We start from the raw sequence: 11,054 nt of genomic DNA, 5'->3' as shown, positions 1-11,054 counted from the left end.
AGTTGGTCGGGGGGCGGTGCTGCGCCTGGCGCGGCTGCAGGTAGCGGTCCGGCGCCTGGCTGGGTACGGGGTGAGGGTTCTCGACGACCTGGATCACTTGCATGATGCGTTCTGCCATGGATGTTCTCCTGTGAACTGACAAACGGATGCGGGGCGGCGCGGGCTCATTCCGCCTTGATGCCGCGCGCCTTGATGACGCCGGCCCACATGGCGGTCTCTTCCTTCATGTACTTGGCGAAGGCCGCGGGCGTCATGGTGCTGCGCGTCATGCCCTGGGCCTTCAGGCGTGCCTGCACGTCGGGCTGCGAGAGGAAGTCGGCCGCGTCGCGCGCGAGCTGCTCGACCACCGCGGGCGGCGTGCCGGCCGGGGCCAGCATGCCGTACCAGGAGGTGACGTTCACGCCCTGGATGCCCTGCTCCGCCAGCGTCGGGATGTCGGGTGCGACCGGCGTACGCTGCGCCTCGGTGATGCCCAGCGCCACCAGCTTGCCGCTCTGCAGGTGCGGCAGCGCGGCCGGCAGGTTGGTGAACATCAGCGGCACGATGCCGCCCAGCACGTCGTTCATCGCCGGGCCGGTGCCCTTGTAGGCCACGTGCAGCAGGTCGGCGCCGGTGTGCTGCTTGAACAGCTCGCCCGCCAGGTGCAGGCCGCTGCCGATGCCGGGCGAAGCGTACGACAGGGTGCCGGGCTTGGCCTTGGCCTGCGCGACCAGGTCCTTGGCGCTCTTGATGCCGCTGGACGGCGAGGCCACCAGCACGTTGGGCGCCTTGGCCAGCATGGTGACGGGCGCGAAGTCCTTGGCGATGTCGAACGGGAAGTTCGGCATCAGCGTCGGGTTGATCGTGAGGTTGCCGGCCGGGATCAGCAGCAGCGTGTGGCCGTCGGCCTTGGCGCGCTTGACCTTGTCCATGCCGATGTTGCCGGCCGCGCCGGGGGCGTTGTCCACCACGGCCGGCTGGCCGTAGCGCTTGGTCAGGCCCTCGGCCATCACGCGGGCCAGGGTGTCCACCGGCCCGCCCGGCGGGAAGGGCGAGATGATGGTGAACTTGTCGCTGCTCAGCAGCTTGGCGGCCTCGGGGTTGGCCTGCGGGAACGCGGGGAGGGCCAGCGCGACGAGCGTGGCGGCGATGAAAGACTTGCGCAGCATGGGGGAGATCACTTCTTCTCGGTCAGGAATTTGCCGCCGGCCTCGATGCCTTTCTGGCGGCGGGTATGGCCGTCCAGGCCGCCGTCCACGGCCCATTCGGCGAACACGGTGGGGCCGGGCTCGAACTCGCGCGGCTGCCACTCGGCGGTGAGCTGGTCTTCGTCGGCGTAGTACTCGATCAGGCCGCCGGCGGGGTTCCGGAAGTACCAGAAGTAGGCCGAGGACACCGGGTGGCGGCCCGGGCCGAGCTGGGTCTCCCAGCCGCAGCGCGAGAAGTGCAGGCCGCCGCCGAACACCTCGTGGATGTCGCGCACGGTGAAGGCCACGTGGTTGACGCCGCGCTTGCCGGTGGGCAGTTGCAGCAGGAACAGGTCGTGGTGGCCGCCCTCGGGCGCGCAGCGCATGAAGGCGCCGCGGTTCGGGTAGCGGTCGGACGAGACGAAGCCGAGGCGGCTGGCGTAGAAAGCCTCCACCGCTTTCACGTCGGCCACGAAGAACACCACGTGGCCCACCTCGATGGGTGTGGCGCGCTCGTAGATCGGCGCGGGCTGGTTGATGCGGGTCCTGCTGCTCCAGGTGTTCATCACCCCGCTCTGGAGCTCCGGCAGCTCGCGCTTGCGCGTGACCTGCAGGCGCACCGCCAGGCCGTTGGGGTCGGTGCAGCCGATGCGGCGCGCGCCGTCCACCTGGCCGTCGATGAAGCCGGGCTCGCTGCGGATGGCGTCGGCAAAGCGGGCCAGGTCGGCCTCGGTCTCGACGCCCCACACCACCTCGCGCAGGGTGGGGCCTTCCTCGATGGCCGGCGGCAGGCCGGGCTTGTCCATGGCGGCCACCACCACGCGGCAGCCGTTGAGGCATTCGAAGACGAGTTCGTCGGCGCTTTCCGCCGCCAGGGTCAGGCCCCAGTCCTGGAAGAAGCGGCGCGAGAGCGGCAGGTCGTCGGTGCCGTAGGTGATCTGGTCGATGCCGAGAACGCTCATGGCTCGGTTCCTCAGTTGGCCCAGGGGATGGGCTGGTCGTTGGTGCCCCAGTACATGCTCTTCTGCTCCATGTACTGGAAGATGCCCTCGCGCCCCTTCTCGCGGCCCAGGCCCGAGTCGCGCCAGCCGCCGAAGGGCGTGGAGACGGAGAACTGCTTGTAGGTGTTGACCCAGACCGTGCCGGCCTGCACCGCGCGGCCGAGCTTCCAGGCGCGCTTGAAGTCGCGGCTCCACACGCCGGCGGCCAGCGCGTAGATGCTGTCGTTGGCCTGCGCGATCAGCTCCTCCTCGGTGTCGAAGGGCATCGCCACCAGCACCGGGCCGAAGATTTCTTCCTGCGTGATGCGGGCGTCGTTGGTCAGGCCCTCGAGGATGGTGGGCGTGTAGAAGTAGCCCTTGTCGAATGCAGCGCCGTGCGGGCGCACGCCGCCGGTGCGGATGCGGCCGCCTTCGCTGACACCCAGGTCCACGTAGCGCTCGATGCCCTCGCGGTGCTTGGCGGTGATGAGCGGGCCCATCTGCGTGCGTTCGCTGGCCGGGTCGCCCACGCGCAGGTTCTTGGCGGCCTCGGCCACGCGCGTGACGAACTCGTCGTAGATGCTGCGCGCGACGAACAGGCGCGAACCCGCGATGCACGACTCGCCCGAGCTGCTGAAGATGCCGTAGAGCACGCCGTTGACGGCGTGGTCGAGGTCGGCGTCTTCCAGCACCATCGTCGGCGACTTGCCGCCCAGCTCCAGCGAGACCGGCATCATCTTGTCGGCCGCGATGTGGGCGATGTGCTTGCCGGTGGTGGTGCCGCCGGTGAAGGAGACGCGCTTGACCAGCGGATGCTTGGTGATGGCGTCGCCGATGACCGAGCCCTTGCCCGGCAGCACGCTGACGATGCCCTTCGGCACGCCCGCCTCCTCGCAGATCCGCGCCAGTTCCAGCGCCATCAGCGGCGTCACCTCGGCGGGCTTGACCACCACGGCGTTGCCGGCCGCCAGCGCGGGCGCGAGCTTCTGCGCCTCGCTGGCGATGGGCGAGTTCCACGGCGTGATGGCGGCGACGACGCCCATCGGCTCGTGCACGCTCATCGTCACGTAGGCGCCGCGCGAGGGGGTGATGGTGTCTTCCAGCGTCTCCAGCGCGGCGGCGAAGAACTGGAAGGTGCCGGCGGCGCTGGCCACCAGCGCACGCGTCTCGCTGATCGGCTTGCCGTTGTCCAGGCGCTGCTTCTGCGCCAGGTCTTCGGCGCGCTCGCGGATGATGGCGGCCACGCGGTGCAGCACGGCGGCGCGCACGTGCGGCAGCATCTGCGCCCAGCCGCTGGTGCGGAAGGCCTGGTCGGCGCGGGCGATGGCCTCCTCCACGTCGGCCAGGCTGGCGGCCTTCAGGCGGGCGATGGGCTCGCCGGTGGCGGGGTACAGGCTCTGGTATTCGTCGCCGCCGCCCAGGCGCCATTCGCCGGCCACGTTGATGGGGAGCAGTTCAAGCTGGGACATCGTGGTGCTCTCTTTATCGGGGTCAGATGACAAGCGGAGCGGCACGGCTGCGCAAGGCCCGCACCGCGCTGTAGACCGTCAACGCCGAAGTCTTCGGGTTGGCCGCCAGCGCCTGGTTGCGCATCGTCAGCTCGAAGCGGCCGAAGGCGCCTGCGGCCTCGACCTGGTGCACGTTCTCGCTCACGCCGGGGTCGGCGATCAGGCGCACCGTGGTGCGGTCCAGGCCCAGGCCGGCCAGCGAGACGGTGGCCGCCACGTTGGCGTTCTTCGGATAGAGGCGCGCGGCCTCGCGCGCGCTGCCCTCGAAGATCACCGTCTCGGCAGCGAGCGCGGCCAGGTCGCGGCCTTCTTCAGCGGGCGTGCCGGTCCAGGCATGGGGCGGCTTGCGACCGGTGTAGCGCACCGTCTCCAGCCCGCCGATGCGGGCCGCGGCCAGCGCGTCGATGGCGCCGATGGCGCCGGCGATGAGCTGCGCCTGCGTGCCGCCTTCGCGGGCGGCGGCTTCCAGCTGCTCGGGCAGGCCGGGTGCCGACAGGGCGCCCACCGAGGCCACGATGGCGGGCAGGCCGCGCCGCAGCGCCGGCAGCACGTGCTGCTCGATGGCGGCGTGGCCGGCGGCCTCGACCACCAGGTCGATGCCCTCGGCCGGCACGGCCTGCACCACCTGCGCCTGCGGCGCGAGCCTCTGCACCGCGGCCTGGGCCGCATCGGCGCCTTCGGCCGGCACCACGATGGCGGCCACGCTCAGGCCGGCATCGTCCTTCACCAGTTCCAGCAGCGAGGTGCCGATGGCACCGCAGCCGATCAGGGCGAATCGCACGGTCATGGTGTCGTCCTCAGGCCGCCGGGGTGGCGGGGACCTGGTCCAGCTTGTTCACCGGCGGGCCGGCGAAGTTGGTCTTGAAGCCGCCGATGGCGCGCATGTCGATCTCCAGCAGGAAGGGGCCCTTCTTCGCCCAGGCGGCGTCCAGCACCGCCGGTAATTCATCCAAGTTCTGCACGCGGGCGTGCGGCAGCCGGATCGAGGCGCACAGTTGCGCGTAGTCCGGCGTGTGCAGTTCCACGTAGCAGCGGCGGCCGCCGTACGAGGCGTCCTGGATGTTCTGGATCACGCCGTAGCGCTGGTCGTTCATCAGCACGATCAGGGCGTCGCACTGCTCCTGCACCAGCGTGGCGAGTTCGCCCAGGTTCAGGATGAAGCCGCCGTCGCCCGCCAGGCCCAGCGTCTTGCGGCCCGAGCCCGTCTCGGCGGCGCCGATGGCCGCGCCGATGGCCATGGGCATGCCCATGCCGATGCCGCCGCCGGTGGCGTGCACGCCCGCATCGGGCTCGAAGAAGCGCAGCTCGCGGTTGCCCCAGGTGCTGTTGGACACCGTGACGTCGCGCACCCAGTTGAAGTTGCGCCCGGCCACCTGCTGCAGCTGCTGCACCAGCGCGCCGTAGGGGCCCAGGCCGTCGCGCAGCGTGGCGACCACCTCGTCGTGCGTCCTGCGCAGGTCGGCCAGCAGTTCCGGGTCGGCCTTGTAGCCGCGCTTTTCCAGGCGGTCGGCCAGGCCGGCGAGCGCCAGGGCCGAGTCCCCGCAGACGAAGCCGTCGTCGGCATAGCAGCGGCCGGACTGCGCGGCGTCCACGTCGACGCGCAGCAGCGGGCGCGGCAGCTTCAGTTCGTACTTGAGTGTCTCGTTGCTGCGCAGGCGCGAGCCGACCACCAGCATGGCGTCGCAGCGCTGGTAGAAGGCTTCCACCGGCTTCTGGATGTTGTAGGCGCCCAGCGAGGCCGGGTCGTCCTCGGCCACGATGCCGCGGCCCTGCACGGTGGTGACGATGCCGAAGCCCAGCGCCTTCAGGCGCGCCACCTCGGCGCGGGCATGGCGGGCGCCGCCGCCCAGCCACAGCAGCGGGCGCTTCGCGGCGGCCAGCCGGTCGGCCAGCGCGTCGAGCGCGGCCTCGGAGGGCACGGCCACTGCGACCGGCAGCGGCGCGAGGTCGGCCGGCATGTCGATCACCGTCTGCTGGATGTCGATCGGGATCTCGACGCTCACCGGGCCGGTGGGCGCCGTGAGCGCGGCCTGCACCGCGGCCTTGAGCGTGGACAGGCAGGTCTCGGCGCTGCGCACGCGGAAGGCGGCCTTGGAGACGGCGCCCAGCATGGTGAGCTGGTCCGGCGCCTCGTGGATGTACGACAGCTTCTGGTCGAGGTACTGCGTCTCGATCTGGCCGGTGATGTGCAAGAGCGGCGTGCCGGCGGTGTAGGCCTCCACCAGGCTGCCGGCGATGTTGCCGGCGGCCGGGCCGGTGCTGGTGATGGCCACGCCCAGGCTGGAGGTGGAGCGGGCGTAGGCGTCGGCCATGTTGCCCGCGCCGGCCTCGCCGCGCGCCATCACGAAGCGGGTCTTCCCGCGCTGCGCGAAGGCGTCCAGGATCGGCATGTTGTGGATCGAGATCACGCCGAAGGCGGCCTTGACGCCGCACTGTTCGAGGAAGGCGGCGACGACGGCGCCGACGGTGACTTGCTGTGGGGTGTTCTTAGGCATGGCGGGAATGGCCTCCGGAGATGTCGATGTGGCTGCCACTCGTGTACGAGGCGAACGGCGAGACGAGGAAGGTGAGCGCGCGCGCGGCTTCGACCGGAAGCCCGAGGCGGCCCAGGGGGATGTGTTTCTTCGCGGCCAGCTCGGCGCTCCAGGCGGCCCAGTCCTGCGACTTGTCCTCGCGCGCCTCGAAGCGGCGGCGCCACTGGCCGGACTCGACCAGGCCGATGAGGATGCCGTTGACGCGCACGCCCTGCGGCGCGAACTCGGTGGCCAGCGAGCGCACCAGGTTCAGGATGCCGGCGCGCGCCGCCGAGGTGGCGACCATGTGCGGCTCGGGCTGGCGCGCCAGCAGCGAGTTGGCGCAGGCGATGGCGGCATCGCCCAGGCGCTGGCGCTCGGCCGCGAGCTGCGGCAGGAAGGCGCGGGTCGGGTGGATGATGGAGAAGAACTTCAGCTTCAGCTCGTCCATCCAGGCCTGGTCGTCGGTGTCGGCGAAGGTGGACACGCGGCCCTGCCCGGCGTTGTTGACCAGCATGGCGGCCGGGCCCAGCGCGGCCTGGCTGGCGGCGGCGAAGGCTTTCACCGATGCGGCATCGAGCACGTCGCAGGGCTGGGCGAACAGCTTCGCGCCGGGGAACTGCGTGCGCAGCCGCGCCACGGCGTCGTCCAGGCGCTCGGCGCTGCGGCCGCACAGGGCCACGGCGGCGCCGGCGGCCAGCAGCACCTCGACGGTGGCCAGGCCGATGCCCGAGGAGCCGCCGGTGACCACGGCAGTGCGGCCGGCCAGCGCGTCGGGGGCGAGGAACAGCGGCGCGGCCATCACAGGCCCCGGCCGCGCAGCGGCACCACGTTGCGGCCGCTGGCCGCGGGCGCGTAGTTCAGCAGCGCCGACAGCTCGTCGGCCGCCTCGCGCACTTCCTTGACCAGTTCCTCGACGCGGCTCTCGTCGATGTGGCCGGAGGTCACGGTCATGCCCAGCGCCGCCACGACGTTGCCCGTGTGGTCGCGCACCGGGGCGGCGATCGTGGAGATGTTGGTCTCGAAGAAGCCCTCGCCCAGCACGTAGCCGCGCTGGCGGTCGGCCTGCACCATGTCGAACAGCTCGACGGCGGTGCGCGGCGTGTTCGGCGAGAAGCTCTCCAGGTGCTCTTCCGGGTACAGCTCGCGCAGTTGCGGCAGGCTCAGGTCTTCCAGCAGGATGCGGCCGAGCACGGTGGCGTGCGCCGGCAGGCGGGTGCCGACGTTGACCGAGCTGGCGAACAGCGATTGCGGCGACGGCGGCGAGACCTTGGCGACGTAGACGATGGAACGGCCGTCGCGCACCACCAGGTTGGTCGGGTAGCGCGAGGCCTGGCTCAGGCGCTCCAGCAGCGGCAGGCCCAGTTCGTTGAGCGGCAGCGCGGCCAGGTATTCGAAGCCCAGGCGCAGCACCGCCAGGCCCAGGCGGTACTCGCGGCCGCCCTCCGTGCGCTCGATGAAGCCCAGGTTCTCCAGCGTGCTGAGCAGGCGGAAGACGGTCGAGCGCGGCAGCTTGAAGCGGCGTGCCAGCTCCGGCGCGGTGAGCGTGCGGTTCTCGCGGCTGAACTCGCCCAGCATGCGCAGGCCGCGCTCCAGCGCCGGCACGTTGTAGCGGTCGGCGCCCTCGTCCGCCGGCTCGTTCGCTTCCTGGATGGCGTCGTCGTTCATGGCTTCGTCGTTGTCGTTGTTGCGTTGTCGTTCGTTCAGCGGGCGGCGTGCTCCAGCACGCGGCCCAGCAGTGCGGCGACGGCCTGCGGCCGCTCCACGTACGAGGCATGCCCCGCGTCGGCGATGGATTCGAGCGGCACGCCGCAGCGCCGCGCCACCTCGGCGCAGCCGGCCGGCGGCGTGACGACGTCCAGCGCGCCGCAGGCCACGGTGGTCGGCACGGCGGCCGGCAGGTCGGCCAGCAGGTCGCCGCCGCACAGCAGCTCGATGGCCTGGCGATAGCCGCGCTCGTGCAGGCGCGCCATGTTCCAGCGCACCCACTGGCGGGCCAGCGGCGAAGCATGCTCTGACACCAGCCGGCCAGAGCGCTTCGCGGCCATGCCGGCGATGCCCAGCTCCTGGAGCGAGGCGAGGCGTTCGGCATGCACCCGTGCGCGGTCGGCCTCGCGGCCCGGCGCGCCGTAGCCCTGGGCCGGGCTGATCAGCACCAGCGCGGCGATGCGCTCGCTGCGCTGCGCGGCGGGCGCCGCCATCAGCGCGCCCAGCGAATGGCCCACCAGCACGCAGCGCGCGATGCCCAGCGCGTCGAGCAGTTCGTGCAGGCGCTGCGCATAGTCGGCGCCGCGCGGCGCGTCCATCGGCAGCGGCGTCGAGTCGCCATAGCCCGGCGCGTCCCAGGCGATCAGCCGCGTGCGCGGCGCGAGGACCTGCGCCGCCTCCAGCCACGAGGCCGAGCCCGAGCCGATGCCGTGCAGGCACACCAGCGGCAGCCCGGCGCCCTCGCCGCATTCGCGCACCGAGACCTGCGCGCCCCCGCCCACCGCGACGGCGCGCGCGGGAAAGCGCAGCGACAGCCGTTCGAGGGCGTCGGCAGGCAGTTCGGCGAAGGCGTCGGTGCTCATGGCGTCGGTGCGGCGCGGCGGTTCAACGCTTGATCTTGGACAGCGGGTGCTCGGGCGGGTAGGTCGGCGTGATGGGCTTCTTGGCGCCCAGCATCACGCACATCAGCGCATCCTCGTCGCCGATGTTGATCTCCTCGCGGTACACGCCGGGCGGCACCGAGACCAGGTCGCGGTCGGTCAGCACGGTCTCGTAGCGCTCGCCCTCGGGCGTGGTCAGCACCAGCTTGAGCTTGCCGCGCATGACGAAGAAGACCTCCTCCACGTCGGTATGGATGTGCGGCGGGCCTTCGTGGCCGGCCGGGATCACCATGGTCGAGAAGGTGAAGTGCTCGGCAGGCACGGTGTTCATGTCGGCCGACACGCCGGTGCCGCCGGTGCCCAGGTAGCGCATCTGCGCGCGGCGGAACTTCGGGTCGTAGTCGGCCTGGAACTTCAGCGCGTTCCAGTCGTACTTGCGGGTGGCGTAGCGCGCGATGCGCGTGGTCATCCAGTCCTCGAAGCTGGCGCCCTCGGGGCGGGTCCAGCTGGGCTTGTCGGCTTCCATCTGCTGTTGGACGGACAGATCGGTCATGGGGAGCTCCTTCAGTGGTCGAGTGGGAACGGAATCAATGCATCACGAAGCCGCCGTTGACGGCGAGCAACTGGCCCGTGACGAAGCGGGAGAGGCCCGACAGCGCGAACAGCACCGCGCCGCAGACGTCGGCCGCCTGCTGCTCGCGCGGCAGCGCGCGGCCTTCGAGGTATTTCTCGTGGCGTGCCTTGGGCACGTATTCGGTGGCCTCCACCAGCGTGAGGCCGGGCGCCACCGCGTTGACGGTGATGCCGTCGCCGCCCCATTCGCGGGCCAGCGAGCGCGTCATGGCGATGACGGCGCCCTTGCTGGCGGCGTAGGCCAGCAGGTTGGGCGCGCCCCACAGGGCCGTGTCGGACGCCAGGTTGACGATGGCGCCGCGGCCGCCCTGCGCCAGCGCGGCGCGGCAGGCGCGGCCCATCAGCCAGGTGCCGCGCACGTTGACGTCCATCACCCGGTCCCAGGTGTCGATCTGCAGCGCGTGGGCGTCCTTGCCGCCGGAGTTGGTGATGGCGGCGTTGTTGACCAGCCCGTCCAGCCCGCCCAGCAGGCGCACCGACTCGGCGGCGCAGTGCTCGATGGAGGCCGGATCGCACAGGTCCAGCGCCAGCGCCTGCACGTCGAAGCCCTGCCCGCGCAGCGCGGCGGCCTCGTCTTGGGCCAGGTCGGCCAGCACGTCGGCGATGACCACGCGGCCGCCGGCCGTGGCGATGGACCGGGCGAAGGCCAGGCCCAGCCCGCGCGCGGCGCCGGTCACCAGCACGCGCCGGCCCTTGAGCAGGTCGCGCGGCAGGTCGGCCAGCAGCGCCTGCAGGCTCTGGGGATCGGCGATGCCCTGGATGTCGCTCATCGTGCGGCTCCTTCTTCTGTCGCGTGCGCTGCCGGCGCTCAGTCGGCCGTGATGTTGAGCTCCTTCACCACGCGGGTGAAGCGCTCGAGATCGGCGAGGGTGGTCTTGGTCAGCGTCTCCGGCGGGCCGCCCACCGGCAGCACGCCAAGCATCTTCATCTTCGCCGTCACCTCGGGCTGGCGCATGATCTCGTTGATCTGCGCGTTCAGCCTGGACACCACCTCGGGCGGCATGCCCTTGGGGCCGTACAGGCCGTTCCAGGCCGAGACCTCCACGCCCTTGTAGCCCAGTTCGGCCAGCGTGGGAACCTGCGGCGCCAGCGGCGTGCGCTCGGCCTGGGCCACGCCCAGCAGGCGCATCTTGCCGTCGGCCAGGTAGGGCTCGACCGGGCCGTAGGTCATCCAGGTCAGCGGCACGTGGCCGCCGGCCACGTCGGTCAGCACCGGCGCCACGCCGCGGTAGGGCACGTGGCGGAAGTTGGCGCCGGTAGCCTTGTTGAACATCTCGCCCAGCACGTGCATCGGCGAGCCGCTGCCGGGGCTGCCGTAGGCCAGCTCGGACTTCTTCGACTCCTCCATCGCCTCCTTGAGCGTGCGCGCCTTGGTGCCGGGGCCGGCCGCGATGAACAGCGGCTGCGCACCCACCTGGATGATCGGCGTGAAGCCGTTGCGCACGTCGTAGGCCGCGCTGGGCGCCGTCTTGAGCACGAGCTGGGCCATGGCGAAGGTGTTGGGCGCCATCAGCAGCGTGTAGCCGTCGGGTGCGGCCTTGGCCACGTAGCCGCTCCCGATGATGCCGCTGGCGCCCGGCTTGTTCTCCACCAGCACCGGCTGGCCCAGGCGGGCCTGCAGCCGCTCGGCGAAGACGCGGGCCAGCGCGTCGGTGTCGCCGCCGGC

The 11,054-nt window shown here is 71.6% G+C and carries 11 protein-coding genes; all 11 read right to left on the bottom strand.

The features are described 5' to 3' along the window. Nucleotides 1-164 precede the first annotated feature (164 nt). Complete coding sequence (locus ACIY1X_RS20040) at nt 165-1,148, bottom strand: Bug family tripartite tricarboxylate transporter substrate binding protein (protein WP_399683919.1); 984 nt, start codon at nt 1,146-1,148, stop codon at nt 165-167. An 8-nt stretch (nt 1,149-1,156) separates the two neighbouring features. After that, nucleotides 1,157-2,128 carry a VOC family protein gene (locus tag ACIY1X_RS20035; RefSeq protein ID WP_399683916.1) on the bottom strand — a complete coding sequence of 324 codons (972 nt, stop codon included), beginning with the start codon at nt 2,126-2,128 and terminating at the stop codon, nt 1,157-1,159. An 11-nt stretch (nt 2,129-2,139) separates the two neighbouring features. Beyond that, nucleotides 2,140-3,615, bottom strand: coding sequence for an aldehyde dehydrogenase (locus ACIY1X_RS20030; RefSeq protein ID WP_399683914.1), 1,476 nt, complete (start codon nt 3,613-3,615; stop codon nt 2,140-2,142). A gap of 22 nt (nt 3,616-3,637) precedes the next feature. After that, the gene (locus ACIY1X_RS20025) at nt 3,638-4,441 is read right to left on the bottom strand and encodes an aspartate dehydrogenase (protein ID WP_399683911.1); all 804 of its coding nucleotides are present in this window, start codon (nt 4,439-4,441) and stop codon (nt 3,638-3,640) included. A 10-nt stretch (nt 4,442-4,451) separates the two neighbouring features. After that, nucleotides 4,452-6,149: a thiamine pyrophosphate-binding protein gene (locus ACIY1X_RS20020; RefSeq protein WP_399683908.1), complete on the bottom strand. Its 1,698-nt coding sequence runs from the start codon at nt 6,147-6,149 to the stop codon at nt 4,452-4,454. Next, nucleotides 6,142-6,969 (bottom strand): SDR family oxidoreductase, encoded by an 828-nt coding sequence (locus ACIY1X_RS20015; RefSeq protein ID WP_399683905.1) that lies wholly within the window; start codon nt 6,967-6,969, stop codon nt 6,142-6,144. The genes ACIY1X_RS20020 and ACIY1X_RS20015 overlap by 8 nt, the downstream gene beginning before the upstream one ends. After that, nucleotides 6,969-7,835 (bottom strand): IclR family transcriptional regulator, encoded by an 867-nt coding sequence (locus ACIY1X_RS20010; RefSeq protein WP_399683902.1) that lies wholly within the window; start codon nt 7,833-7,835, stop codon nt 6,969-6,971. Before ACIY1X_RS20010 ends, ACIY1X_RS20015 begins: the two co-directional genes overlap by 1 nt. 35 nt (nt 7,836-7,870) lie before the next feature. Further along, nucleotides 7,871-8,737 carry an alpha/beta fold hydrolase gene (locus ACIY1X_RS20005; protein WP_399683899.1) on the bottom strand — a complete coding sequence of 289 codons (867 nt, stop codon included), beginning with the start codon at nt 8,735-8,737 and terminating at the stop codon, nt 7,871-7,873. A gap of 22 nt (nt 8,738-8,759) precedes the next feature. Then, on the bottom strand, nt 8,760-9,308 hold the full coding sequence (locus ACIY1X_RS20000; protein ID WP_399683897.1) for a cupin domain-containing protein: 549 nt from the start codon (nt 9,306-9,308) through the stop codon (nt 8,760-8,762). Between the two features lie 34 nt (nt 9,309-9,342). Then, the gene (locus ACIY1X_RS19995; protein ID WP_399683895.1) at nt 9,343-10,158 is read right to left on the bottom strand and encodes an SDR family oxidoreductase; all 816 of its coding nucleotides are present in this window, start codon (nt 10,156-10,158) and stop codon (nt 9,343-9,345) included. Nucleotides 10,159-10,196: 38 nt separating this feature from the next. Continuing rightward, nucleotides 10,197-11,054, bottom strand: an 858-nt coding sequence (locus ACIY1X_RS19990) for a Bug family tripartite tricarboxylate transporter substrate binding protein (RefSeq protein ID WP_399683893.1), incomplete at its 5' end; no start/stop codon positions are given.

This window comes from Xenophilus sp., from assembly GCF_044462705.1.
Lineage (GTDB): Bacteria > Pseudomonadota > Gammaproteobacteria > Burkholderiales > Burkholderiaceae_C > Xenophilus > Xenophilus azovorans.
The sequence above is the reverse complement of the archived record's forward strand: the minus strand, read 5'-3'. Positions and strand labels throughout refer to the sequence as shown.

Bases quoted from the DNA above. Each gene is read 5' to 3' on its own strand.
- ACIY1X_RS20035 (WP_399683916.1), bottom strand. From the start codon at position 2,128: ATGAGCGTTCTCGGCATCGACCAGATCACCTACGGCACCGACGACCTG.
- ACIY1X_RS19995 (WP_399683895.1), bottom strand. From the start codon at position 10,158: ATGAGCGACATCCAGGGCATCGCCGATCCCCAGAGCCTGCAGGCGCTG.
- ACIY1X_RS20025 (WP_399683911.1), bottom strand. From the start codon at position 4,441: ATGACCGTGCGATTCGCCCTGATCGGCTGCGGTGCCATCGGCACCTCG.
- ACIY1X_RS20030 (WP_399683914.1), bottom strand. From the start codon at position 3,615: ATGTCCCAGCTTGAACTGCTCCCCATCAACGTGGCCGGCGAATGGCGC.
- ACIY1X_RS20005 (WP_399683899.1), bottom strand. From the start codon at position 8,737: ATGAGCACCGACGCCTTCGCCGAACTGCCTGCCGACGCCCTCGAACGG.
- ACIY1X_RS20015 (WP_399683905.1), bottom strand. From the start codon at position 6,969: ATGGCCGCGCCGCTGTTCCTCGCCCCCGACGCGCTGGCCGGCCGCACT.
- ACIY1X_RS20000 (WP_399683897.1), bottom strand. From the start codon at position 9,308: ATGACCGATCTGTCCGTCCAACAGCAGATGGAAGCCGACAAGCCCAGC.
- ACIY1X_RS20010 (WP_399683902.1), bottom strand. From the start codon at position 7,835: ATGAACGACGACGCCATCCAGGAAGCGAACGAGCCGGCGGACGAGGGC.
- ACIY1X_RS20040 (WP_399683919.1), bottom strand. From the start codon at position 1,148: ATGCTGCGCAAGTCTTTCATCGCCGCCACGCTCGTCGCGCTGGCCCTC.
- ACIY1X_RS20020 (WP_399683908.1), bottom strand. From the start codon at position 6,149: ATGCCTAAGAACACCCCACAGCAAGTCACCGTCGGCGCCGTCGTCGCC.